Source organism: Francisella sp. SYW-2, assembly GCF_008711475.1.
Taxonomy (GTDB): domain Bacteria; phylum Pseudomonadota; class Gammaproteobacteria; order Francisellales; family Francisellaceae; genus Francisella; species Francisella salimarina.
This window is the reverse complement of record NZ_VXKO01000012.1, coordinates 1-23,904: the sequence shown is the minus strand read 5'-3', so window position 1 is coordinate 23,904 and position 23,904 is coordinate 1. Positions and strand designations below refer to the sequence as shown.

Genomic DNA, 23,904 nt, shown 5'->3' with positions numbered 1-23,904 from the left:
ATGAAAAAGTTTTTTATAATTGGTACTGATACTGAAGTAGGCAAAACATATATATCAACTAAACTGATTGAGGCTTGTGAGTATGAAAATATTAAATCACTTTGTTTGAAACCTGTAGCGTCTGGACAAAGTCAATTTTCAGATCTGTGTGAAGATGTAGAGAATATTCTAAATGCTTATAAGAACAAATTTACAGCAGATGAAGTAAACCTAATTTCATTCAGTGAAGCAGTTGCCCCACATATAATAGCAGCAAAATCAAAAGTAGATATTTCAATTGAAAATCTCAAACAATTTATTGAAGATAAGTATACTCGTCGAGATTTAGATATTCTCTTTATCGAAGGAGCTGGTGGATTATTAACTCCATACTCAAATCATGCTACCCAGTTTGATCTAATAAAAGCTCTGCAAATACCAGTACTACTAGTATCAGCTATAAAAGTTGGTTGCATAAACCATACCTTACTAACTATAAATGAGTTAAATCGCCATAATATTAAATTAGCTGGTTGGATTGCTAATTGTAATGACTCAAATATCAAATATATTGATGAACAAATAAATACTATAGAAGAGTTATCAGAATATAAGTGTAGTGCAAAAATTTCTCAAAATGCTGATTATTTAGATTTTATAGATTTATCCAAGATACTAATATCGCCAGAAGAAAATGAATAATTCCCTTCAGTATTCTTAATAAGAATTTCGCCATTATTTGCTAAGTCAACATAGCTACAGTTATTATAAGTTTTATCAACTAAAGCCAATGAAAACTCTTTATCTCTTAGATAATTAAGTGATTCAAATTCATTTTTGAAATGTGTAAAACCTTTATTAATAAAAACTGCTAAATCTTCTTTAATAGCCTTGATAATTTGTATAGTTAGGTTAGTTCGATTAGCATGACGTTGAGATTGTAACTTTATTGATGTCCAATCTTTAGATATTTCTTCATTATATTGCATATTAACATTTATACCAAAACCTATAAATAGCTTCGCTCTACCATTAATTTCGGCACTAACATTTATAATAATACCAGCTATCTTTTTATCATCTACATAGATATCATTAGGCCATTTTAATTTAGCATCTAAATTAATATTTTTTAGAACTCTTGCAATACTGATTCCAACAACTAGGGATAATCCATTAAGTTTCGATATGTCTAACTCAACTATTTCAAGCATAGTACAGTAGATATTTTTGCCAAATGGTGAAATCCATTTACGTTTAAATCGTCCAAATCCATCTGTTTGAAATTCTGAGATAAAAATTGCATTCTCACTATACTTAGCTTGATTTTCTATTGCATATTTTGAAGTTGAGTCTATAGAATAAAAATAGTTTATATTGTTAAAAACTTTGATTAATTCATCAACTTTGATTAGATCTAATTTTTCTTGGAGTCGATATCCAACCCTAGAGTTAGAAGATACTATTATTTGATAGTTATCCTTAAGTGCTTTGATATTTTTTGAAATTGCTGCTCTTGATATACCTAACTTTTGGGCAATATCTTCACCGCTTACATATTTTTTATCATCTAAAAAGGTTAATATTTGTTGTTGAGTTTTATTCATTTAACCTTGCTCTTTTAACAAAATTATAAATTGCTACTTCTATCCAAATAAACAGCTGCAGCACCAAAAACTTGGAAGTCACCTTCCGTTTCTGACCATTCTATTTTAATTTTTTTAGCTGACTGAGTAAAGGCAAATGTTTTAATCTCATCCCACATTGCTTTTTCAAAATACTCTCTAGCTGACATTATTGATCCTGCAATTATTATCACCTCTGGATCTAAAGTATACATTATAGACTTTATTGCTACTCCAAGATGTTTCCCAAATTGCTTATAGATGTCTATAGCATCACTATCATTATTTCTTGCTCGTTTAAGAATCTCAACACCTTCAATACCTATCTTTTTTATAAAGAATTGGCCACTACAATAATCTTCCAAGATTCCATCTAAATATGGCAACATGCCAAACTCTCCTGCTCCGCAATTAGAGTCTTTTAGTAAAGAGCCTTTGTTGATAATACCGCCACCAATACCCGTGCCTATTGTAATACCAACGAAATTTTCATGCTCTTTGCCCTTGCCATATAGTCTTTGACCTATAGCAAAGCAATTAGCATCATTATCTATAAAAACTGGTACTTTAAACTTTGCCTCTAGTATTTCTTTTAGATGAATCTCTTGCCATGATTTAATATTTTGTACATCATATACAATTCCCTTCTCTCGATCTGCAACACTAGGAATACCAACGCCTATGCCCTCTACTTCAGAAGTGAAAACTTTTGCTATAGTATCTATGACAACATCAATAACAGATTGAGCATTATGTTCTGCATCTGGCGGAATTTTGCTCAAGTAAGAGTCTAATAAATTTTCTCCACATACCCTACCAGCATTGACTTTAGTGCCACCGATATCAACACCAACCACAGTTCTATTCTTAATTTGAATTTCTTTACTCATATCACTTCAACTTATTTTTTTAAATAATTCTGTTAGCCTTATAGTTTTATTATCAATTAATGGCTTAGCTGTTATGGCTACATATAAAATATATATTATAGTTAGATATACAAAACACATTCCTATTCTTAAGCCTAAGATATCTCCAATATTACCAACCACTAATGGCACTATAGCACCACCAATTATCCCCGTACAGAATATTCCTGATACTGTTCCATGATGTGATTTTAGAGAATTCATTCCTAATGAAAAAACTCCTCCATACATTATCGATGTCAAAAAACCACAAACAGGGAAAAATATCAAAGCCATAGTAGCCGTTCCAAACAATGCTAGAGACAATGATATTAGTTGTAAGATTAGAAATACTTTCAAAATATTTTTGACATTATATAACTTCAATAAAACTATACCTAAAATACCGCCAACACATTGCATGATCCAGAATAATGCTACAGTAGTATTGCCTACAGTTTCAGTATTAAAGCCATGATAGTCACTCAAGAATTTAGAAATCCAGACACTAATTCCTTGTTCTTGACCAACATAAGCAAAGATCGCTAAAAAATATATTATTACGACTTTATTTTTTAGAAGATGTAATACAGTAGCAAAACCCTCTAATTTCTCATCTTCCTTCAACTGAACTTTTGGAAACTTAATTAAAGCAATAAATATTACTAGCAAAAACATTACAATTGCATTGAACCAATAAATAGCAACCCAACTAAAGTTTGTCCCTGTTAGCTTATTAAAAAATAGTAAAAAATAATTACTATCTCCAGAATATGGAAGATTCATAACTAGATACGATAGTACAAATGGACTAACAAATGATGCTCCGCCAAAAAATACTTGCTGTAATACAGAGAAAAATGAGTAATTCTCCTCACCACCAGCAACTCTTAATAAAGGCCAAAAAGCAACTTGTAGTATCGCAGCAGCTGTACCAACTGTAAATAAACTTACAATATAAGTAAGATAGCTAACTTTTAGACAGAATAAAATTGAACCCAGAGAGCCCAATAAAAAGGCAAATAAGATCATCTTTTTAGATCCATATTTCTCTAGCGCATAACCTGCCGGAATTGAAATAATGTAAGCTATAAAAAATGCAAAAGGTAATACCCCAGCTTGCGAAAGTGTCAAATGCAGATCGTTAGTTGCATCTGGAATTATAGGTCCTAAAATATTAGTCACAAACGATACAGCAAAAAAGCCAATCATCACCACAGATACTATTAAATAGTTTTTTTTCATAAAATTTGCCTCAAAAAATTTCTAAGTATGAATCCGTAGCCTTAAATTACCACTTAATAAAATCATAAGATAATCAAAAGCTTACTTTTAACAAATATAATACATAATTCAACTTTATACTATTAAATAGATATTTTTATTGAGTATTTTTAATTCAAAAAAATAGTAAATATGCTTTTAATCAAACATCTTTGAGTTATTACTATTACTAAAAAAAATATTAAAGCTTATAATGTTAACTGGAACAAAAACAATTCTGGAGATCTAAATGAAAATAGAAGATGTTAAAAAAAATGTTTTTTCGATGCCACTAGTATCACCTACAGCAAATAGAATAGCTTATAAATTCACTAATAGAGAATATTTCATAATCGACTATATGGCTGATATAGAAATCCTAAAAAAATATGTACCAGAGCCTCTTAAGCCAACTGGTCTTGTAAAATTTGAATTCATGAAAATGCATGATGCAAATGGTTTTGGTAGTTTTAATGAAGCTGGACAACTTATCGAAGTTGAATTTGAGGGTAAGAAAGGCTTATATTCTCACATCATGCTATTAGATAATTTACCATCAATTGCAGCTGGTCGTGAAATATGGGGCTTTCCAAAAAAATATGCTCACCCTACCCTTACAGTAGATTCTGATACATTATTAGGGACAGTAAAATATAATAGTGTTGATGTAGCTTTTGGAACAATGGGATATAAATATCAAGAGCTTGATAAAGATGCTATCAAAAAATCGCTAGAAGAAACCCCTAACTTCTTACTTAAAACCATACCTCATGTTAATGGTAGAGATGTAAGTATTTGTGAACTTGTTAAATACCATGTTAAAGATGTAACTGTAAAAGGTGCATGGACTGGGCCTGTAGATTTACAAGTATTTAACCATGTTCAAGCGGCTCTTCATCATTTACCAGTTTTAGAAATTGTCAAAGGCTCTCACTTTATCGCTGATGTTACATTAGGTTTTGGTGAAGTAGTTTTTGATTACCTTAAATAAAATATTTCAAGGAGATTTTAAATGTCAGTTAAAAATAAAGTGACTTTAATTACCGGAGCTGCATCAGGTCTTGGACTAGGTATGGCGACAGAATTTGCAAAACAAGGAGCTAAAGTTGTAATTGCAGATTTGGATTTAGAAAAGTCGCAAGAAGTAGCTATAAATTTATCATCAAAATATGATGTAGAAACTATGGCTGTACAAATGGATGTAACAAATGAAGACCAAGTAAAATCAGGTGTAGATCAAACTGTTAAAAAATTTGGTCGTATTGATACTGTGATTAATAACGCAGGTATTCAAATAATATCACCTATAGTAGATTTTAGTGTATCAGCTTGGAAAAAATTATTTGATATTCATATGACTGGTACATTACTTGTAACTCAAGCAGCTATGAGACATATGATTGAACTAAAAACTGGTGGTAGAATTATAGTTGTAGGTTCTGTTCACTCAGTTCTTGCATCAAAAAATAAAGCTGCGTATGTAGCAGCAAAGCATGCTCAAGTTGGCTTTGTCAGAGCTCTTGCTAAAGAAGGTGCTGAGCATAATATATCTTCAAACCTAATTGGCCCAGGGTTTGTGCTAACTCCATTAGTAGAAAAACAAATACCAGAACAGGCAAAAGAGCTAAACATCAGTGAAGAAGAAGTGGTCAAAAATGTTATGCTTGGTGGTACTGTTGATGGTGAATTTACAACTGTTCAAGATATTGCTGATACAGCTATATTCTTAGCTGGATTTAAGACTAATGCTCTAACAGGTCAGAAGATTTTGGTAAGTCATGGTTGGGGAATGTAAACAAAGCTAATACTTCTGTGATATATTTATTCTCATATTAATTATTATTCTAAAACTGTAGATGCCTACAAACTCAAATATAAGACAAAAACTAGGTCAACTAATTATGCTGGATTTTCGCTATTGGGGTGAAGATTCAAATAATCAACGTATACCTTTTACAAAAACCAATGATATCGTCAATAAAATCTTTAAAGATTATAATCTAGGTGGTTTTATCCTTTTTAGAGAGAATATTCAAGGTAATGAGCAAGTTATTTCTCTATTAAGAGATATTCAAGCTAATACCAATACACCAATATTTTTCGCTACAGATCAAGAAGGTGGTAGAGTTAATCGCTTACAACAAGGTACTAGTGGCTGCGGTAATATGGCACTAGCTGCGACAGATAATCCTAGTAATGCTTATACTATGGCTAAAATAATTGGTGATGAATTATATTCTTTAGGTATCAATATTAATTTTGCTCCAGCTGTAGATGTCAACTCTAACAAAAATAATCCTATTATTGGTGTAAGGTCTTACTCAGATAATCCCAATGTAGTTACTGACTATGCCAAAAATGCTATAAATGGTTATCATGATGCTAAAATCATAGACTGCATTAAGCACTTCCCTGGTCATGGTGATACTGCAACAGATAGTCATTTAGGTAATGTAATCTTAGATAAAACTTTGAAAGAATTACAGACAACAGAACTACTACCTTTTAGTAAACTTGCTAGAGATTGTAGTATGATAATGACAGCTCATATTAGTGTACCAGCCCTAGATGATACCCAGTACCAATCAGTTTCAACAAGTGAAAATATTTATGTGCCAACTACTCTTTCTTATAAGATAATAACTAAATTACTAAAACAACAAATGAAATTTGATGGTCTAGTAGTATCTGATGCTATGGATATGCATGCTATTGCTAAACACTTTGGAACTATTGAAGCTTCAAAATTAGCTATCTTAGCTGGTATTGATATTTTACTAATGCCTGTTCGAGTATGGTCAGAAAGTGATCTTTATAAGTTAGAAGAGCTTTTTTGTGAACTAGAAAACGAATATAATCATAATCCTAATTTTGCTAATGCAGTTGATAATGCCTACACGAATATTACTGATTTCAAAGCAAAACATAAACTCGATAAAAGTTTAATATTCAAACTCTCACACGATGAGCAATTAAAATATGCTAATCAAATAGTTAATTGTAGTAAACATCAACTGATATCTTTAGATATAGCTAAGCAAAGTACAACCGTAGTTAAAAATTTAGGTATTATTCCATGCAATATCAATATGCTAAAAAATATTTTGATTGTAGATAGTGATAACCAACGCTTAGCGGATTTTCATAGCGAGTTGCAGAAAATAGTGTTAAAAAACAACTCAACTACTATCATAAACATTGAAAATATTAATAATCAAGATATAAAAAATAGTATTGAGAATGCTGATATAATTTTGCTAATTTCGGCAAATCTTCGTGAATATAATAATGCTTATAGTTATGTAACTTCTATAAAGCCAGAGCAAACTATAAATATCGCAGCACTTACTCCTTATGATATTAACTATATCGATAATATTATTAATTATGTTTGTATTTATGGTGCGACTTCTATGGATCAAACAAATTATACAAAGACTTCTTTGAAAATTAATATTCAAGCAGCATTAGAAAATATTTTTAGCGATAATATCCCAACAGGAAAATTACCTGTTCAGATTTAATATCTTAAACTGTTTTTGAACCAAAGAATTCATAATGAATATTTTTTTCTCTAACGCCATTTTTTAATAACTTTTCATGTATAGAAAGCATAAATTCTTTAGGTCCACAAAAGAAGTATTGAGCATCATTTTTACCTTCACTAATGTGTTGTTGGACAGTATCTATACACACTAGTCCTTGCTTTGCATCAGATCCAGAATTATCTTCATAGAAAAAAATAGTTTTAAGTCTTGGGTTCTCACTTGATAGTTTTTCTAACAGCTTAGCAAAGGGATGTTCATTTTTGTTTTTCTTACCACAAACAAAAAGTACTTGTCTTCGATTTTGTGTTTTTAGCTCCGATAAAAGCATACTCATTAAAGGTGTAATACCGATTCCTGCTGAAATTAAAACTATCGGTTTATCAAGATTTTTATTTACTTCCAAGAAAAATTCGCCGCAAGGAGGCGCTATTTCTATTCTATCACCAACTTTTATCTCATGCGATAGGTATTGAGATACATAACCTTGCCCCTCTCTTTTAACAGTTATTCTTATATAATCTTCACCAGTAGCTGAAGAAATACTATAATTTCTCATAGTTGTAGTTCCATTATATGGAACTCTAACAGTAATATATTGTCCTGGTTTGAAATCATATCTTCTGAAAAGATCATTTTTAAAATAGAAAGAATATGTATTTATACTCTCATTTTCTTTTTTGATTACCTCAAACTCTTTAAAATTATTCCAACCATACTGCTCTAAATTCTCTTCGTATATACTCTTTTCACGATTAATCAAAATTTCAGCTAATAAATTATAGGCTTCTGTCCAAGCTATAACTATGTCATCATTATCATTTAAGTCTAGGACTTCTTTGATTGATTCGATTAAGTTAGACCCTACTATTGGATAATGCTCCGCTTTGATTTGTAATGATGCATGTTTTTGAGCTATTAGCTCTACTGCATTGCCTAAAACATCAAGATTCTCAATATTTTTTGCATAAGCCAAAATTGCTACAGCTAAAGCTTCTGGTTGAGATGAGTTTTTTTGTCTTGAGGTATTAAAAAACTTTTTAACTTCGGGATTATGCCTAAACATTCTATCATAGAAATGTTTTGTTAAAGCAACTCCATTTTCTTCTAAAACAGGAATTGTTGCTTTTATAGTATCTATATTCTTTTGGCTTAACATAAGATATTTCCATATACTCAAATTATAATATGCATTATATATGCATATTATAATTTATGCAAATTTATCCTATACTTTGGAAACATCTTTTCTAAAATATTTTGTATGAATTTAACTTCTTTTACTGATTACTCTCTTAGAATATTAATAATTTTAGGATCAAATCCCAAACAAAAATATAAAACTAAGGATCTTGTAGAGTTATTAGATATTAAACTTAATCATGCTACTAAAATCATTAATAAACTATCCAATCTCAACTATATAGAATCATATAAAGGTAGGTTTGGTGGTGTATCAATTTCTAAAGCTACATACAATATAAAACTATCAACTATTGTCAAAGAACTAGAACCAATGAACATTGTAGAATGTTTTGATAAGGATAAAGCAACCTGTCCATTAATACCAAACTGTAAACTCAAATTTATACTAAATCAAGCAAGCAATGATTTTATAGCACGATTAAATGACTATAGATTTATTGATATATGCAATATCGTGCCTTCAAATCAAAATAATGATTAAATCTTTAGACTATATTTTTATATCTTCACTAGCAACTATCGTAGCATTATCTTGACTAGAGATTACATAGAACTTACTTGGATTAAGTTGTTTTTTATAGTCAACAAAAGCTAGAGGACTATGCTCTTTAGGCTTATTTTTTACAACAAGAATATTTAACTGGTTTGAGTTGTTCCAATATTTAATAAATTTATCAAATTTCATTAAATATTTATCTACATTCGATTTAGGAAACTGTCTAACATCATCTAATTCTCCCTCATCATTTATAATAATTACATTACGTTTAGTATAGAAGATAATGTCATAAAATCGATCACTCTCAAAAACTTGAGCATTTGGATATTTCTGATATATTTTAGATATTTCTTGAGCTGTCTTATACTTAGAGCTTGTATCAAAATAATCTCCTAGTACATAACCTAAATTTGCAATAGTCATCATCATAATACAAATATAAGCAACTAATTTATTTACTGAAAAAGTATTTAATTCTTTGATTAATTTGATCGTGATTACAGTAGCTATTATTGCAATTGCTAATAAGATTAAGAAATATTTATAGCCAAAAATCCAATACTGAGGAAGACATAAAAGAGCCACAGCAACGATAGGTAGCAAAGCAAAAATAAGGATAATAAATTTAAAGCTTATACTATCCCACTTATCAAACTTTTGTAAGTCTATACTCTTAAAGTGCATAGCTACAAGTATTGATAATGGTAATATTAATGGTGCTAAATAACCAAATAAGAAAGATTTAGAAATCCCAAAAAATATAAATATAAATGTCGCCCAACTAAATAAAAACCACTTATCTGAATTTTGCTTACGATTTTTAAAAGCCTGTTTTGAGAAGAAACTCTTAAGAATTTTAGGTAAAAACAGAGTCCAAGGAAAAAAAGCTCCCATAATTGCTAACAAATAAATAATTTTAGAAACTTCTCTATTTTGCTCATCTGTAGAATATCTAAGTATCTGTTGTACTACTATGTAATAATAAGCAAAATTAGGATGATACTGCTCAACTGCAAATATCCATGGTAACGAAATAACTGCTACAATTACCAAACCTAGGTAAAGCCTAATATCAAGTAACCTTTTATACTGTCCCATAATAACAGAATATAAACCTACTATAGCCATAGGAAAAACTATTCCCATTAGTCCTTTAGTCATAACAGCTAAACCAGCAAATATAAATGCTAAAATAAGCCAATACGTACTTTTCTTGTAGTCATCATCATATTTAAGGCTTACCCAATAACTAAGCATAGTCATATTTAAAAATACAGCTATTGCTAAGTCCATGTTCAAATATCTACCAACAAATAGAAATAAAATTGTACTTAAACTTACTGCTACTGATAATAATGCTGTTTGACGGCACTCTAATACTTTGCGTACTGCTATATATGTAAAAATTAAACATGTACCTAGTAATACAGGATTTACAAGTCTTGCTCCCCATGTATTCTCGCCAAATATGCTCATAAATATACAAGTAATCCAATATACTAGCGGAGGCTTATGAAAAAATATCATTCCATCAATATATGGAACTATAAAGTTATGATTTGCAAGCATCTCTCTTGCTACTTCAGAATATCTAGTTTCATCAGGAGCATAAAAATTAGCTACGCCATACATACAAAAAGCTACAATCATTGTAGCTAAAATTAGCAAAATATCTTTAAATTTGTTATTCATCGAGATTTATTAGTTTTGATTTTCTTGGAAGAACTTTTTAGTGAGACAAATAGTTTTTTCGATATCTTCATCACTATGAGTAATTGATATAAAGCCCGCTTCATAAGCAGATGGAGCGAGATATACTCCATTATCAAGCATATATCCAAAATATTTATTAAACATTTTAAGATTAGTTTTACCTAAATCTGTAAATGTATTAACAGCGACCTTTTCATTACAGAAAAATAGTCCAAACATTCCACCTAAATATTTCGCATGGAAATTAAAGCCATAGGCTCCAGCAGCTTCATTCAACCCATCAACTAACTGTTTAGCTTTAGCTTCCAATCTGACAAAGAAGCCCTCTTGTGAAACTTTTTCTAATGTTTTGATACCAGCTGCCATAGCAATTGGATTCCCTGATAAAGTACCTGCTTGATATACTGGTCCAGCGGGAGATACTTTTTGCATAATTTCTTTACGACCTCCAAAAGCGCCTACTGGCATACCACCACCAATCACTTTACCTAATGTTGTTAAATCAGGCTTCACATTATAAATACTTTGAGCACCACCCAAAGCAACTCTAAAACCAGTCATCACTTCATCAAAGATAAGTAAGCTATTATTTTCATCACATACTGCTCTAAGCTTAGCTAGGAAATCATCTTGTGGGAAAATCATATTCATATTGCCCGCGATTGGCTCAACTATGATACAAGCAATTTCATCTTTGTATTTTTCAAAGAGCGCTTGTATAGATTCGATGTCATTGAAGCTAGCAACTAAAGTATCTTTGACTACATCTTCTGGTACACCTGGTGAATTTGGCTGACCTAATGATAGTGCTCCAGATCCAGCAGCTACAAGAAACTCATCAGCATGTCCATGATAGCAGCCTTCAAATTTTATAATTTTATTTCTACCTGTATATGCTCTTGCTAATCTAATAGCACTCATTGTCGCTTCAGTACCGGAATTTACGAATCTAACTTGTTCAATATTTGGCATAAGCTCTACTATTTTTTTAGCAAGCTCAATCTCTTGTTTACAAGGAGCACCATAACTTAGACCATTTTTTAGCTGACATTGTATAGCTTCAAGGACATCATCATCACCATGACCTAAAATCATTGGCCCCCACGATCCGATATAATCTATATATTTGTTCCAATCAACATCATATAAATAAGCACCTTTCGCTGATTTTATGAATCTTGGGAATTCTTGTCCAACACTTTTAAATGCTCTAACTGGAGAGTTGACTCCGCCAGGAATATATTGCTGCGCTTCTTGGAATAAACTTTGAGAGTTAATTTTATTCTCCATGTTCTTGTTCCTGCCTCATTTTATTTATTTTTTTCTCGACTGCTTGCATTAATAGGCTTGCAGCATTAACTTTTGTAGCTTTATAAATTTCTTGAATGCCTGTTGGGCTAGTAATATTAACTTCTGTTAGTTTATCTCCTATCACATCTAAACCAGCAAACATTACCCCTTCTTTTTTCAGCTTTTTAGCAACTTTTTTAGCTATTTTATAGTCTTGTTCCTGAAGTTCTCTTACTTCAGCTCTAGCTCCAACTGCTAAGTTACCGCGATTATCACTATCACTAGGAACTCTAGCCAAGAGATATTTAATAGGTTCTCCATTGACTATCAAAATTCTCTTATCACCATCTTTTATTGCTTCTTGATAATCTTGTACCATTATATATCTGGTTTCATGATGAGTTAACGTTTCAAGTATGACGTTTTTGTTTTTGTCGCCATCTTTGATCCTAAAGATAGAGCTACCACCCATTCCATCAAGAGGTTTAACAATAATATCTCTATGCTCTGCGTAAAATTGATTAATCTGTTTATAGCTTCTAGTTATCAGAGTGTTTGGTGCAAATTTAGGATAATTTGAAATAGCTACTTTCTCATTAAAATCTCTAAGTGCTTGTGGATTATTTACGATTAACACCCCATGTTTTTTTGCCAAATCAAGCATATATGTCACATATATATACTCCATATTAAATGGTGGATCTTTGCGCATAAAAATACAATCAAGATCTAATAGTGATAAATCATGGTGTTGAGATAATACTTCATACCAAGACTCTTTTGCTTTATGGATTTTTATCTTAAGCGCATCGCCTTTTGGCTTACCATTGATTATAGATAAATCATTTAAATAAAAAGTATAAATTTCCCAGCCTTTATCTTGAGCTGCTTGTAGCATCATATACGTGCTATCTTTTGAAATATTAAAAGAGTTTAAGTTATCTATTATAAATCCTACTTTCATTATTTATCCTATTTTATACCCAATATATTTATCTAAATCTTTACCATTTAAAATATCTGCAATATTTAACATTTTCTTGTTGGGAAATTGTAATTGCTTAAATCTAATTATCCTGTCATTTGTAGCGATATCAAAACCATTTTTAGTTATATCTATAATTGCTGTAACTTCATCATCTGCCGATTTTTCAAGTATCTCAAAATCACCTACTTTGACTTGCTCACCTTCTAGCATAAAAAATGCTGATGGCCATGGGGTAAATGCTCTAATATGACAACTAATTTCTTTGGCAGATTTTGTGAAATCTATAAGACCTTCTTGCTTAGTAATCTTATGTGCATAAGTAGGCTCACCTTGCTGAGGTTGCGACTTAATCGTATCAATATTTTCTAGAGTTTCTAATAATGGTTTTATTGATAGTTTAGCAAATTTATCATGTAGTGATTGTGATGTATCTGTATCTTGTATATCAATCTCTAGAGTATTCAATATATCTCCAGTATCAAGTCCAGCATCCATTTGCATTATACAGATCCCAGTTTTAGAGTCTCCTGCTTGAATTGCTCTCTGGATAGGTGCTGCACCACGCCATTTAGGAAGTAATGAAACATGAATATTTAAACAACCATATTTAGGAATATCCAAAAACTCCTGAGGCACTATAATTCCGTAGGCTATCACAACTATGACATCTGGTTTTAGTTCTCTAATTTGCTCAAGTACTTGAGGATCTTTCTTAAAAGACAATGGTTGAAGCACTGGTGTGTTGTTGGCTATAGCGACTTCTTTAACAGGCGAGAACTGTATTTTCTTACCACGCCCTTTTGCTCTATCAGGCTGAGTAAGCACCGCTTGAATATTATGCTGTGATTGGTATAGATCTTTTAAAACTTGTGCTGAAATATCAGGAGTTCCAGCAAAAACTATATTTAACTTTTTCACACTTATCCTCTAAATCCGAAGGCTCTTAGCTGAACATTATTATGCTTGTCGATTGATGAGCATATATATTTTAATTTAAATATACCATTGTCAGCAGCAATCGCCACAGCAACTTTTAAATCTTCAGCGCAAAGCATTTCTTTTGTTTGAACTGGTGACTTAATATGTCCTACGACATTTATAACACCAACACTATTATTCAAATTATCTTCACGTGCTAACTTCGTAGTAATCACTTCACTCTGATCTATTTTTTGTAACTCAACAAAGTTATGACCAGGCAAAAATATACCTTTTGGCTCATTTTGGAAATCACCACCAAAAGCTTTTATACAAATAAATAATAAAATTACACTAATAAAAGTGTATAAGATATTTTGATACATTTTTGTCATATCTAATCTCTAAAAGCGTATGCTCTCAGCTGAACACTACTTAATTCAGTAATTTGCCCCTCTGGGAACAGACAAACATATCTTATCTCATGCGCTCCATTTTGAGCAGCTAATTTTGCAGCTTCTCTTATATTTTCATTACATAGTTTTTGGAAATCTCTCTCTTTATCTACACCTATTACTACTCTTATTTCACCTATACTATCTTGTGTATCTGTCTGATAGCGTAAATTGAAAATCTTGACTTGGCTTGGGTCTGTTGCAGGTAGCTTTGCACTATATTTTGATAAATAGATACCTTTTGGTTCAGGGGTGTTTTTAGAAACAAAAAAATATATACAAGATATAAAAACTATAACCAATATACCAACATACATCAAATTTTGACTGAATCGACTCATTAAAATTAAATATTACTCTAAACTAGCTAGATTTTAACACATCTAGTCTATATTGGCTAAATATTAAGTTATTCAGATAAGTATTAGAAACAAATTGAAAATCATAACTAAAACAGTTATTATATTTATAAATTTAAATATATATTTATTTCAATATGTCATCCATCACAAGTTTTTTAAAAGTAATTTCTGATAAAAATAGATTAATCATTTTATATGTATTAAACAAAAATACTCTTTGCGTATGTGATATCCAAAAACTTATCTCATTAACTCAAGGAGCGTTATCAATACAGCTAAAAAATCTTGTAACTGCTGGGTTGCTAGAGTCTTTTAAACAAGGCAAATGGGTATTTTATAAACTAGATAAAAATATTCCAGAATATCAGTTAAATATTTTAAATGCGCTTTTCAAACAAATAGATAAAGACGAAGAAGTTCAACAAATAATATCCAAACTAGAAATTTCTGAAATTTGTAAAATTTAAGGAGTAATAAATGAAATTAAAGTTTCTCGATAGGTTTCTAACCTTATGGATTTTTTTAGCTATGATTGTGGGTATCACCATTGGATATACTCTACCAGAAGCTAAAAATTTTATATCAAAATTTGATATTGGATCAGGTAATTGGTTGATTGGACTGGGTCTAATTGTGATGATGTATCCACCACTAGCAAAAGTTAAATACTCAACAATGCCTAAAATATTTAAAGATACTAAAATTTTGCTTTTATCTTTAATTCAAAACTGGCTGATTGGTCCTATCCTGATGTTTATTTTAGCAGTTGTTTTTTTCCATGATCAACCTAGCTTTATGATAGGACTAATTTTAATAGGGTTAGCAAGATGTATTGCCATGGTAATTGTGTGGAATGATCTGGCTAAAGGATCTAGAGAATATTGTGCTGGATTAGTTGCATTTAATTCTATTTTTCAAATAATATTTTATGCTGCTTACGCATATATATTTATTACAGTTATTCCAAAACTACTGGGATTTGATACGAACATCAATATAAATATATCAATGTTAGATATAGCAAAAAGTGTCGGAATATATCTAGGAATACCTTTTGTAGCTGGAATATTAACTAGAGCTATCTTAATCTCTAAAAAAGGTGAACAATGGTATATAGATAAATTCACGCCAGCGATATCACCTCTGACATTGATCGCTCTACTATTTACTATAGTGCTGATGTTTACTACAAAAGGAAATGAAATAATTAACCTACCATTTCAAGTAATCAAGGTTGCTATTCCGCTTTTGATATATTTTTTGATAATGTTTAGCATATCATTTTTTATGTCATATAAAGCTAAAGCAACTTATGAGCAAGCCGTATCTTTGAGTTTTACAGCAGCTTCAAATAATTTTGAGTTAGCTATAGCAGTTGCAATCTCAGTATTTGGCATAAACTCTACTGAAGCTTTTGTCGGTGTAATTGGTCCTCTAGTTGAGGTGCCAGTTTTGATTGGGTTAGTAAATGTGGCTTTGTGGTTGAATAAAAGATATTTTAATTAAGCCAATTCTGCAATATTATTAAGAATATAATACCTAAATTATACATCTTCTATGCCATACGTATATCTAGTTATAGCTATAATCACTGAAGTCCTTGGTACAGTTTCATTACCATTATGCAGTGGTTTTACAAGGATTGTTCCTTCACTATTTGTTTTGATATTTTATGGACTTTCATTTTACTTTTTATCATTAACATTAAAATATATGAATATTGCTTTTGCGTATTCTGTATGGTCAGCATTTGGAATTATTCTAATAGGAATTATAGGATATCTATTTTTCAGGCAAAAGTTGGATTTACCATTTATCTTAGGAACACTGTTTATACTTATTGGAACTATTATTATTTGTGCATACTCAAAGACTATTATGCATTAAGTTTATAATTTTTATTTCTTGTATTTAATTTCCCAACAATTATGGATATTTTTGTTAGATAAAAAGTCTCTTGATAAACATTTTTTATCAATATTTTCACAGTCAAATTTAGCAATTATCTCTGATGACATTTTGAAGCGACGATAATTATTAGAGAAATATAAGGCTCCATCTTTTTTGAGAGAGTCCATAGCTAAATTTATAAGTAACTCATGATCTCTTTGAATATCAAGAATATCATCCATACGTTTAGAGTTTGAAAATGTTGGCGGATCTAAAAATATCACATCAAACTTCTCGCTGTTTGATTTTAACCAGCTAATACAATCTGCCTGAATAAAATTATGCTTTTTAATATCTAAATTATTTAATTCAAAATTATTCTTACCCCACTCAAGATAAGTATTAGACATATCTACACTTGTAGTTTTTGCTCCCTTTAAAGCAGCATGAACACTAGCTGTACATGTATAACTAAATAAATTCAATAAAGTCTTATTTTTTGAAGTTTTTGCTACAAGTTGTCTAATTTTACGATGGTCTAAGAAAACACCAGTATCTAAATAATCATCAAAATTCACATAAAATTTAACATCAAATTCATTAATAACATGAAAGTTATTTTTGTCATTATTTTTTTGATACTGTTCTTTGCCTTTTTGACGCTGACGGACTCTTGTATGTATATTTTCATATTGAATATCAAGAGTTTTATGTATCTGATATATAGCTTGATAAAATCTTTGTTTAGCAATATTCTGATCTATAGTAGCATCGGCACGATATTCTTGTAAAAACACATGCTCACCATATATATCTACAGCTACAGCAAAAGTTGGAATATCAGCATCATATAAACGATAACACTCTACTCCCGACTGCTTTAACCATGGTTTTAAGTTTTTAAGATTCTTCTTTAACTTGTTAGAAAAATCTATATGCTCATATGACTTTAGTGCACTTGCTTCAGCTAAACGAATATTTTTCTCAAGCTGGCTTTCATGTTTAAATCTTGCATGCTCATTTATATCAAACTGATACAATACTGTTTCAATAGCACCATTATAGAATTTATTCTTCTTGGTAGTACGTAGCTGCATTTCTTTAATTGATTCATCAAAACTTGTCAAAATAGCAACTTTCCAACCATAAAAATCTTGAGATAATCTATCACCGAAACCATTAAATATGTCTAAAAGTTCATCAAGTTGATCACCATATAAACGCTCACCATAAGGAGGATTTGTAACTATCAAACCTTCACTTTCAAACTCATTTTCAAGATCACGGATATCTTGTCGTTTGATATTAACAACATCTTCAACACCTGCTTGATAAATGTTTCTATCAGCCTTATCTAAAACATTATTATCAATATCATAGCCTTGAATAATTGCATTTGTTGGCTTTTGAGCTTTTTTTGCGATTTCTAATAAGTTATTCCATAAGTCTTGATCATGAAGCTTTGAATTGAATAGTTTAAATTCTTTATTTAACAACACAGGAGCTATATTTTTTGCCATAAGAGCAGCTTCAATAAGAATAGTCCCAGAGCCGCACATTGGATCAATCAATATAGGCTGTTCTTTTTTAAGCTCATCTAACCACCCTGCTTTGATAAGTATAGCTGCTGCTAAAGATTCTTTTAGAGGTGCTTGACCCTGAAACTGTCTATAACTACGCTTATGTAGGCTCTCTATATTTAAGCATAAAAACACATTCACATACTGCTTATGTAAATGTAATTTTATTATATTATCGGGATTATCAGTATCAATATTTGGTCGTTCATTAGTTTCTCTACGAAACTGATCGACTATAGCATCTTTTGTCTTTTGCGAAACAAACATAGTATTATTGAAATCATAATGCTTACCTGAGATTATGATTTTAAAAGCTGTGTTAACATCAAAGTAATCTAACCAATTTATTGATGATATAAAATCATATAAAGCTTGCTGATCTGTAGCTTTTTGAGTAGCTATTTTCAGCATAACTTGGCTTGCTAGATGAGAGTAAATACAAACTTTGTAGGCATCTTCAAAAGATCCCTCAAACTCAACCCCAGCAAGTTTTTCAGATGATGGTATGCCTAACGTATCTAGCTCATCTTTTAATAAAAGCTCGATACCCTTTGCACAGCTAGCGAAAAATGTAAAATTTTGCATAAGAAATTATAAATTATAAAATATGTGTTAAATAATATATTAATTCCAATAAATAACAATTAATAAGCGAAAATCTATTGATTTTATAAGATATAAAATTATAATATCTATTCTAAATACTCGCATAGCTCAGTTGGTTAGAGTACTACCTTGACATGGTAGGGGTCACTGGTTCGAATCCAGTTGCGAGTACCATACTTAGATTAACTCTCTATATGGTTCTAAATACTTAAAGTTCTCTACATATACATATTATAATTGACATTATTAATATCGATAAGATACTATAAAGCAGATTATTGAATCTAGAAATTTTTATTAAAAAAATAATGTTCAAACAGATTAAAAAATTAAAATTACTTATCCTATACATATTTATTATAACAATATTTTCCTCATGTGTTGTTTATAAAGATGGTTACGATAACATTATTTCAAACACAATCACTTATCAGGAGATGGAAGAACCTTCTTTCGGAAAATTTAGCATAAAATTTCCCAATTCTGAAATTACTCTAGATTCAAAAGATACCTCAATAGAATGGACTTGTCCAGCTCCAACGGTAGTACCATCAGCACTTATATCTAATATACCTTATAATAGAGAAAGAGAGACTTTAAGATGTATCGCTGTTGGTGGTTGCGATACTTATTCAGCCACTGCAATACGTCAGAAATCTTCTAATAAATGGTCTATAGAAGATGATAAGGTTGCTGTTACATATACACAAAATGCAACTGTACCAATACACAATAATACAATTAATAGTTCAGGAGATACTAAACTTAGTATCATTTGCGTACCAAAATCTCAAGTTGACTATTGGGAATAGGCAAACTTTGGTAAATATAAAATAAGGAGTGATAGATTATGAAAAAAGTTACAATTAAAAGCTTACTTACATTAACAGCAATGACGCCATCAATATTATTTGCTTCTTTTGAAAGTGTAAGTGATAGCTTTAATACAGTATCCAACTCAGCCCAAAAGACAGCTGAGGTATCAAATCAAACTCAAGCAAATATAGATAAAGCAAAAAATTTACCTAATAGTTATGATTCTGATGCGAAGCAATATGTGACACAAGAACTTGATAAGCATACAAATAATAGTATATCTAAGACTCAACAAACATCTAATAATATAACCCAAACTAGAGATACTATAGCTAAAACAAACAAATCATTAAATAATCTTTTTTCATAAGATTTAAATATTAATAAACCCAATACTCTAAAAAAATACTTTGGCTCAATTTGCTTACTTGCTATACTAAAATTATTAGATTTATTTATACTAGTAACCAATAATGTCTACCCCACTAACGATAGAGTTATTCAATGAGTCTACAACTTTAGATTTACAAGTTAATGAACTAACCATCAAATCAGCTATTAATGAACTCTTTGAAGTTAGCCTTAGCTGTGGTGTTCCAGTTAGTGATGATTTACTTGCAAAGTTAGATAACTATGCAGATTTTACTCTAAGCATAAATGGCGATTTCGGTAATCCTAAATTTGAATTAGAATTACAATCTTATGATATTAATTATCAACCTAATACCGATATTCAAATCTTAGAACTTAAACTAACTGATAGATATGCTAAGTTTAGAAAACTAGACCATAAAGGAGCTTTTTATTATCATAATCTCAATGATATTTGGTTAAAGTTTTATGATGGGTTTAAAGATAGACTTAATAGAAAAATATCAGATAATATATTATTTGACTCTAATAATACTAATAAATACCCTACCCATCCTATTTATGTACAATATAATGAAACACATTGGAATTTCTTAACTAGGATTCTGCTAGAACACGGTGTTAATTATAACTTTGTTGCTAGTCAAGATGGTTTTAATTTTGTTATGTACAATACTAATGAAGATATAACTAAATTTATCCAAAGTGACAAATCTAGTAGTATAGATGAACTTTATAGTTACAATCTCAAACTCGATGCTAATATCAAAGGTAAAGATGATACGGTTCTAGCTTACAATATTATCCCAGCAAAATCTGGGTATGTGGCAAATAGTGATATTAAAGACTTTTGTAATTATCATAATAAAGAAAAACAACGACCTACTCTTCGTCCCAAGAAATTCATAAAAAATATTAACTTTATTCATCATAATCCATATACTCCTGAAAGTTTTTTGATTAGTAAAGCGACTCTGGATTCTAAATTCCCTATAACTCAAGACTTTAAATCTAGATTCAATACTCTTACTCAATCACAATTAGATGAATGCTTAAATACACAAAAGAATGTATTAAATAGCTTAGATGCTGAACAGCTTATTTGTAATATTAGTAAGGTATTTTTATTGGCTGGGGCTAAACTAGATATATCTGGCAATAACAAACTTAAATCTAGAGAACATATTGTTACTTCAAGTTTAGTAAAGTTATCAGCTAGTACATCAACCGATAAAGTTATTGGAGCTACTCCTAAAAAGAACTACAATGTTATAACTACACTAATATCTCAAGATATTCATATAGACTATCATCAAGAAACTCCCGAACAACCGCAGATTAGTAGTTTAGTGGGAGTATTTCCATATCTTGCCGAGTCTAGTACAAATCATGATGTAGTTGATCCTGATGATATTGGTAATGTTAGAGTTAAATTACCTCTAGATTACGAAGTTTGCCCTAATAATGAAAAAGATATTCGTTATTATGTACCCCGTGTATCAGATTATGGAGATACTAACTCTAGTCATAGTGTACAGTTATATCGAGAAAGTGAGCTACTATTGATGTTTATAGATGGTAATCCTAACAAACCGATTATTTATGGAGCTCTTTCACATGGGCAGACTTCAGATCAGTCTATGGCAGAACATCATAATAGACATGTCAAAGAGTGGGGACAAGGCTCTGGTTTTGGATATTCATCTGATGCTAAAAGTACTAATGATATATTTATCAAATCTCAACATAATGATGGTATAGCTTGGGTAGCTCAAAGTAATCATGGTTCTAAGAATGAATTATCTTTAGATCAGCTCTTTGCTAGTACTTCTAATAGAAGTGATACAGTTACTGGAGAATATCAACATTTCTATGGCTATGATGACAATACAAACTTTGCTGCTAATCAGCATAAATCTATCAAGCCCAAGACTATAGTTGAAGATATTCAAACCGTTAAACAAGAAACCTTAAAAGCTGTAACACCAACTCAAACAAACACCTTTACAACCTACAAGCTAACTAAAGAAGAACTAGCTGAAAAACAAGAAAAACCTGTATCTATAGAATATAAAGATTTCCTAGATAGAGAACCTGAAGGAATGTATCTAAAACATGATAGAGGTACTGAAAACTCTTTAGCCTTCAATAATAATATTGCTAATATTATCGATGAATCAATCCTTGGTAATCATAGTCAAGTGTGTTTAGTCCCTAGTGATATTGATATACTTGAAGATGAGTTAAAAGCAAAAAGAGAAAACCTATCTAACTTACTAAATAGCTTATATGAACAATCAAAAATAGAAGCTGAATCTCACCAATCAGCTTATGATGATTCTAGTTGGTATGAGAAACCATTCTTACTTTTAGCTATAGGTACAGTTGGTATATCAGAAGGATTTTATAAATCTGTAGCTGGTATGTTAGAGGGAGCAAAAGATTTAGCTTTGCACCCTGTTGATACTGCTAATGATATATCAAAGAGTGCTGAAGAAGTAGTCAATACAATGTCTTGGATTATGCGAGATGAAAAGACATGGGGAATCATATTAGCAAATGGAATAAGGCAACTTCAATTATTCGATAAATATCCAATCTATGGTTTAGAAATGGGTTCAAGAATAATTGGTGGTGCTGCAACATTAGTTGTGGCTGCTATGCTAACAGAGGGAGCAGCTATGGCATTAGCTGCAACAAGAGCTTCTGGGTTACTTACAGAAGTATCAAATCTAATGGTTGGTATAGCTAAAAATATTTCTGAGATTTCTAGAAAGACTATACCAGTAGCTAAAAACTTTGATAAAGGGGTTAAAGTTGTAGTAGAAAGTAAAAAACCGCCTATCGCTAAGAATGTGGCTGAGGCAGAAAGTTTAAAAAGTATTAAGCGAAAAGAAGCAATTGCTTTTTATCAAAAACATAACCCTAATATGTCGATTGACGATATACGTTCTCATATATCTGGAATAGATTTTACTAAACCAGTAGAAGTTGTTGAATTACCAAAAGGGACACAATTAGTACAATACACAAAAACAAATACTGAAGGTAAAGCTTTGAAAGGAGATTATTACACTACTGATATTAATGCTACTCCAAATGATCTAGGGATTTCAGAAAAATATAGTGTAAGAGATACTAACTGGGAACATACTAGTGAAATTAGAAGTGTAAAAAAAGAAAAAATATATTTATCTAAGGATGTGTCTGGGTTAAAAAGTAAGGCGGCAAAAATAGAAGATACATGGAGCTTAAAAGATACTCCTATTCCTACCGAAGGTGGTGGAACTCAAATTTATATACCAAAATCACAATTTTAAGGAAGTATTATGTACATTCGATTAAATAAAAATAGAACAAAAAAATATTACCAAACAATAGTTAACTTAGCAATTAAAGAAACAGAAGCTATTTTAGAAAAAAACTCGAAAATAACACTTTACAATTCCATATATAATCAATTATTAGATATACAAGAGCAAATAATTAACAACAATGCCATTTTATCTGAAGATGAGTTATATGATAGATATTCATTGGGAGCAATTGCAGTAAAAAATTTCAGCCTAGAAAATGATGAATATGCACAAAAATTAAGTGATTCTTTCGGTGGGGCTTTTGATTATTCATCGATGCCTGAAAGATAAATAAATACTTTAAAAACTATCTTTTATAAATTTATAAACAACAAGTTTAACTTAACTTCAAAAAATAAATAAATCAAGTTAGATTCAACTTATAATAAAAACCTTAAAATTTAAATTCTCTGTACACGATAATTTTTTCATATTTTAAGTTCCTTAGTAGTTTTATTGAATATTTTGAGACACAAGGAGAAATCATTGCTATAAAATCCAATTTTTTGAATAGCATTTACAATCATGTCTAG

At 30.5% G+C, this 23,904-nt stretch carries 23 protein-coding genes and 1 tRNA gene; 13 read left to right on the top strand and 11 right to left on the bottom strand.

Annotation, left to right across the window (positions count from 1 at the left end):
- A complete protein-coding gene (gene bioD, locus F3D57_RS05325; protein WP_150465472.1) occupies positions 1-681 on the top strand; it encodes a dethiobiotin synthase in 681 nt (226 codons plus the stop codon).
- Here bioD and F3D57_RS05320 read toward each other — a convergent pair.
- Genes F3D57_RS05320 through F3D57_RS05310 form a run of 3 tightly spaced genes read right to left on the bottom strand, consistent with a single transcriptional unit; the run spans position 624 to position 3,757 of the window.
- Positions 624-1,586 carry a biotin--[acetyl-CoA-carboxylase] ligase gene (locus tag F3D57_RS05320; RefSeq protein ID WP_150465471.1) on the bottom strand — a complete coding sequence of 321 codons (963 nt, stop codon included), beginning with the start codon at positions 1,584-1,586 and terminating at the stop codon, positions 624-626. The genes bioD and F3D57_RS05320 overlap by 58 nt on opposite strands.
- A 23-nt stretch (positions 1,587-1,609) precedes the next feature.
- On the bottom strand, positions 1,610-2,494 hold the full coding sequence (locus F3D57_RS05315; RefSeq protein ID WP_088821188.1) for an ROK family protein: 885 nt from the start codon (positions 2,492-2,494) through the stop codon (positions 1,610-1,612).
- A gap of 6 nt (positions 2,495-2,500) precedes the next feature.
- Positions 2,501-3,757 carry a sugar MFS transporter gene (locus F3D57_RS05310; protein WP_150465470.1) on the bottom strand — a complete coding sequence of 419 codons (1,257 nt, stop codon included), beginning with the start codon at positions 3,755-3,757 and terminating at the stop codon, positions 2,501-2,503.
- A 268-nt stretch (positions 3,758-4,025) separates the two neighbouring features.
- On the opposite strand from F3D57_RS05310, the gene F3D57_RS05305 reads away from it, so the two are divergent.
- The 3 genes from F3D57_RS05305 (at position 4,026) to F3D57_RS05295 (ending at position 7,299) form a co-directional block, all read left to right on the top strand.
- The gene (locus tag F3D57_RS05305) at positions 4,026-4,766 is read left to right on the top strand and encodes an acetoacetate decarboxylase (RefSeq protein WP_150464280.1); all 741 of its coding nucleotides are present in this window, start codon (positions 4,026-4,028) and stop codon (positions 4,764-4,766) included.
- Between the two features lie 21 nt (positions 4,767-4,787).
- Entirely contained in the window at positions 4,788-5,570 is a 783-nt protein-coding gene (locus F3D57_RS05300) for a 3-hydroxybutyrate dehydrogenase (protein ID WP_146421428.1), read from the top strand.
- A 61-nt stretch (positions 5,571-5,631) separates the two neighbouring features.
- Positions 5,632-7,299, top strand: a complete 1,668-nt coding sequence (locus F3D57_RS05295; protein ID WP_150465469.1) for a glycoside hydrolase family 3 N-terminal domain-containing protein — start codon at positions 5,632-5,634, stop codon at positions 7,297-7,299.
- Between the two features lie 4 nt (positions 7,300-7,303).
- Here the strand turns inward: F3D57_RS05295 and hmpA are convergent, their stop codons facing one another.
- Positions 7,304-8,479 carry an NO-inducible flavohemoprotein gene (gene hmpA, locus F3D57_RS05290; protein ID WP_150465468.1) on the bottom strand — a complete coding sequence of 392 codons (1,176 nt, stop codon included), beginning with the start codon at positions 8,477-8,479 and terminating at the stop codon, positions 7,304-7,306.
- Positions 8,480-8,584: 105 nt separating this feature from the next.
- On the opposite strand from hmpA, the gene F3D57_RS05285 reads away from it, so the two are divergent.
- Positions 8,585-9,007, top strand: a complete 423-nt coding sequence (locus F3D57_RS05285) for an Rrf2 family transcriptional regulator (RefSeq protein ID WP_150465467.1) — start codon at positions 8,585-8,587, stop codon at positions 9,005-9,007.
- Between the two features lie 9 nt (positions 9,008-9,016).
- Here the strand turns inward: F3D57_RS05285 and F3D57_RS05280 are convergent, their stop codons facing one another.
- The 6 genes from F3D57_RS05280 to F3D57_RS05255 are packed head-to-tail and all read right to left on the bottom strand — an operon-like array spanning position 9,017 to position 14,730.
- Entirely contained in the window at positions 9,017-10,717 is a 1,701-nt protein-coding gene (locus tag F3D57_RS05280; protein ID WP_150465466.1) for a phospholipid carrier-dependent glycosyltransferase, read from the bottom strand.
- Between the two features lie 9 nt (positions 10,718-10,726).
- Positions 10,727-12,028, bottom strand: coding sequence for a glutamate-1-semialdehyde 2,1-aminomutase (gene hemL / locus F3D57_RS05275; protein ID WP_150465465.1), 1,302 nt, complete (start codon positions 12,026-12,028; stop codon positions 10,727-10,729).
- Positions 12,018-12,992 carry a glutathione synthase gene (gene gshB, locus F3D57_RS05270; RefSeq protein WP_150465464.1) on the bottom strand — a complete coding sequence of 325 codons (975 nt, stop codon included), beginning with the start codon at positions 12,990-12,992 and terminating at the stop codon, positions 12,018-12,020. The genes hemL and gshB overlap by 11 nt, the downstream gene beginning before the upstream one ends.
- Before the next feature lie 3 nt (positions 12,993-12,995).
- Positions 12,996-13,934, bottom strand: a complete 939-nt coding sequence (fmt, locus tag F3D57_RS05265; RefSeq protein ID WP_150465463.1) for a methionyl-tRNA formyltransferase — start codon at positions 13,932-13,934, stop codon at positions 12,996-12,998.
- A gap of 2 nt (positions 13,935-13,936) precedes the next feature.
- A complete protein-coding gene (locus F3D57_RS05260) occupies positions 13,937-14,329 on the bottom strand; it encodes a hypothetical protein (RefSeq protein ID WP_150465462.1) in 393 nt (130 codons plus the stop codon).
- A 2-nt stretch (positions 14,330-14,331) separates the two neighbouring features.
- On the bottom strand, positions 14,332-14,730 hold the full coding sequence (locus F3D57_RS05255; protein ID WP_150464289.1) for a hypothetical protein: 399 nt from the start codon (positions 14,728-14,730) through the stop codon (positions 14,332-14,334).
- Between the two features lie 155 nt (positions 14,731-14,885).
- On the opposite strand from F3D57_RS05255, the gene F3D57_RS05250 reads away from it, so the two are divergent.
- From F3D57_RS05250 to F3D57_RS05240, 3 genes are read left to right on the top strand one after another with little or no spacing between them, the layout of a single operon-like run.
- Entirely contained in the window at positions 14,886-15,218 is a 333-nt protein-coding gene (locus F3D57_RS05250; protein WP_150465461.1) for an ArsR/SmtB family transcription factor, read from the top strand.
- Positions 15,219-15,228: 10 nt separating this feature from the next.
- A complete protein-coding gene (gene arsB, locus F3D57_RS05245) occupies positions 15,229-16,257 on the top strand; it encodes an ACR3 family arsenite efflux transporter (protein WP_150465460.1) in 1,029 nt (342 codons plus the stop codon).
- A 51-nt stretch (positions 16,258-16,308) separates the two neighbouring features.
- Entirely contained in the window at positions 16,309-16,638 is a 330-nt protein-coding gene (locus F3D57_RS05240; RefSeq protein ID WP_150465459.1) for a DMT family transporter, read from the top strand.
- Between the two features lie 11 nt (positions 16,639-16,649).
- On the opposite strand, the gene rlmKL is transcribed toward F3D57_RS05240, so the two are convergent.
- Entirely contained in the window at positions 16,650-18,806 is a 2,157-nt protein-coding gene (rlmKL, locus tag F3D57_RS05235; protein ID WP_150465458.1) for a bifunctional 23S rRNA (guanine(2069)-N(7))-methyltransferase RlmK/23S rRNA (guanine(2445)-N(2))-methyltransferase RlmL, read from the bottom strand.
- A 118-nt stretch (positions 18,807-18,924) separates the two neighbouring features.
- Here rlmKL and F3D57_RS05230 point away from each other — a divergent pair.
- The 5 genes from F3D57_RS05230 to F3D57_RS05210 all read left to right on the top strand — a co-directional run bounded on the left by F3D57_RS05230 (position 18,925) and on the right by F3D57_RS05210 (position 23,662).
- Positions 18,925-19,001: transfer RNA gene (locus tag F3D57_RS05230), tRNA-Val, on the top strand.
- Between the two features lie 263 nt (positions 19,002-19,264).
- The gene (locus F3D57_RS05225; RefSeq protein WP_150465457.1) at positions 19,265-19,639 is read left to right on the top strand and encodes a hypothetical protein; all 375 of its coding nucleotides are present in this window, start codon (positions 19,265-19,267) and stop codon (positions 19,637-19,639) included.
- Between the two features lie 38 nt (positions 19,640-19,677).
- A complete protein-coding gene (locus F3D57_RS05220; RefSeq protein WP_150465456.1) occupies positions 19,678-20,013 on the top strand; it encodes a hypothetical protein in 336 nt (111 codons plus the stop codon).
- Between the two features lie 103 nt (positions 20,014-20,116).
- Complete coding sequence (locus F3D57_RS05215; RefSeq protein ID WP_150465455.1) at positions 20,117-23,335, top strand: polymorphic toxin type 46 domain-containing protein; 3,219 nt, start codon at positions 20,117-20,119, stop codon at positions 23,333-23,335.
- Positions 23,336-23,344: 9 nt separating this feature from the next.
- Positions 23,345-23,662 carry an immunity protein Tsi6 family protein gene (locus F3D57_RS05210; RefSeq protein ID WP_150465454.1) on the top strand — a complete coding sequence of 106 codons (318 nt, stop codon included), beginning with the start codon at positions 23,345-23,347 and terminating at the stop codon, positions 23,660-23,662.
- Positions 23,663-23,904: the final 242 nt, after the last annotated feature.

What these genes read in the sequence shown, in the direction of transcription:
- F3D57_RS05320 (WP_150465471.1), bottom strand. Translation starts at nt 1,586, where the DNA reads ATGAATAAAACTCAACAACAAATATTAACCTTTTTAGATGATAAAAAA.
- gshB (WP_150465464.1), bottom strand. Translation starts at nt 12,992, where the DNA reads ATGAAAGTAGGATTTATAATAGATAACTTAAACTCTTTTAATATTTCA.
- F3D57_RS05260 (WP_150465462.1), bottom strand. Translation starts at nt 14,329, where the DNA reads ATGACAAAAATGTATCAAAATATCTTATACACTTTTATTAGTGTAATT.
- rlmKL (WP_150465458.1), bottom strand. Translation starts at nt 18,806, where the DNA reads ATGCAAAATTTTACATTTTTCGCTAGCTGTGCAAAGGGTATCGAGCTT.
- F3D57_RS05220 (WP_150465456.1), top strand. Translation starts at nt 19,678, where the DNA reads ATGAAAAAAGTTACAATTAAAAGCTTACTTACATTAACAGCAATGACG.
- F3D57_RS05280 (WP_150465466.1), bottom strand. Translation starts at nt 10,717, where the DNA reads ATGAATAACAAATTTAAAGATATTTTGCTAATTTTAGCTACAATGATT.
- F3D57_RS05315 (WP_088821188.1), bottom strand. Translation starts at nt 2,494, where the DNA reads ATGAGTAAAGAAATTCAAATTAAGAATAGAACTGTGGTTGGTGTTGAT.
- F3D57_RS05250 (WP_150465461.1), top strand. Translation starts at nt 14,886, where the DNA reads ATGTCATCCATCACAAGTTTTTTAAAAGTAATTTCTGATAAAAATAGA.
- F3D57_RS05285 (WP_150465467.1), top strand. Translation starts at nt 8,585, where the DNA reads ATGAATTTAACTTCTTTTACTGATTACTCTCTTAGAATATTAATAATT.
- F3D57_RS05310 (WP_150465470.1), bottom strand. Translation starts at nt 3,757, where the DNA reads ATGAAAAAAAACTATTTAATAGTATCTGTGGTGATGATTGGCTTTTTT.
- F3D57_RS05300 (WP_146421428.1), top strand. Translation starts at nt 4,788, where the DNA reads ATGTCAGTTAAAAATAAAGTGACTTTAATTACCGGAGCTGCATCAGGT.
- hmpA (WP_150465468.1), bottom strand. Translation starts at nt 8,479, where the DNA reads ATGTTAAGCCAAAAGAATATAGATACTATAAAAGCAACAATTCCTGTT.
- bioD (WP_150465472.1), top strand. Translation starts at nt 1, where the DNA reads ATGAAAAAGTTTTTTATAATTGGTACTGATACTGAAGTAGGCAAAACA.
- F3D57_RS05210 (WP_150465454.1), top strand. Translation starts at nt 23,345, where the DNA reads ATGTACATTCGATTAAATAAAAATAGAACAAAAAAATATTACCAAACA.
- hemL (WP_150465465.1), bottom strand. Translation starts at nt 12,028, where the DNA reads ATGGAGAATAAAATTAACTCTCAAAGTTTATTCCAAGAAGCGCAGCAA.
- F3D57_RS05295 (WP_150465469.1), top strand. Translation starts at nt 5,632, where the DNA reads ATGCCTACAAACTCAAATATAAGACAAAAACTAGGTCAACTAATTATG.
- F3D57_RS05215 (WP_150465455.1), top strand. Translation starts at nt 20,117, where the DNA reads ATGTCTACCCCACTAACGATAGAGTTATTCAATGAGTCTACAACTTTA.
- arsB (WP_150465460.1), top strand. Translation starts at nt 15,229, where the DNA reads ATGAAATTAAAGTTTCTCGATAGGTTTCTAACCTTATGGATTTTTTTA.
- F3D57_RS05225 (WP_150465457.1), top strand. Translation starts at nt 19,265, where the DNA reads ATGGAAGAACCTTCTTTCGGAAAATTTAGCATAAAATTTCCCAATTCT.
- F3D57_RS05255 (WP_150464289.1), bottom strand. Translation starts at nt 14,730, where the DNA reads ATGAGTCGATTCAGTCAAAATTTGATGTATGTTGGTATATTGGTTATA.
- F3D57_RS05305 (WP_150464280.1), top strand. Translation starts at nt 4,026, where the DNA reads ATGAAAATAGAAGATGTTAAAAAAAATGTTTTTTCGATGCCACTAGTA.
- F3D57_RS05240 (WP_150465459.1), top strand. Translation starts at nt 16,309, where the DNA reads ATGCCATACGTATATCTAGTTATAGCTATAATCACTGAAGTCCTTGGT.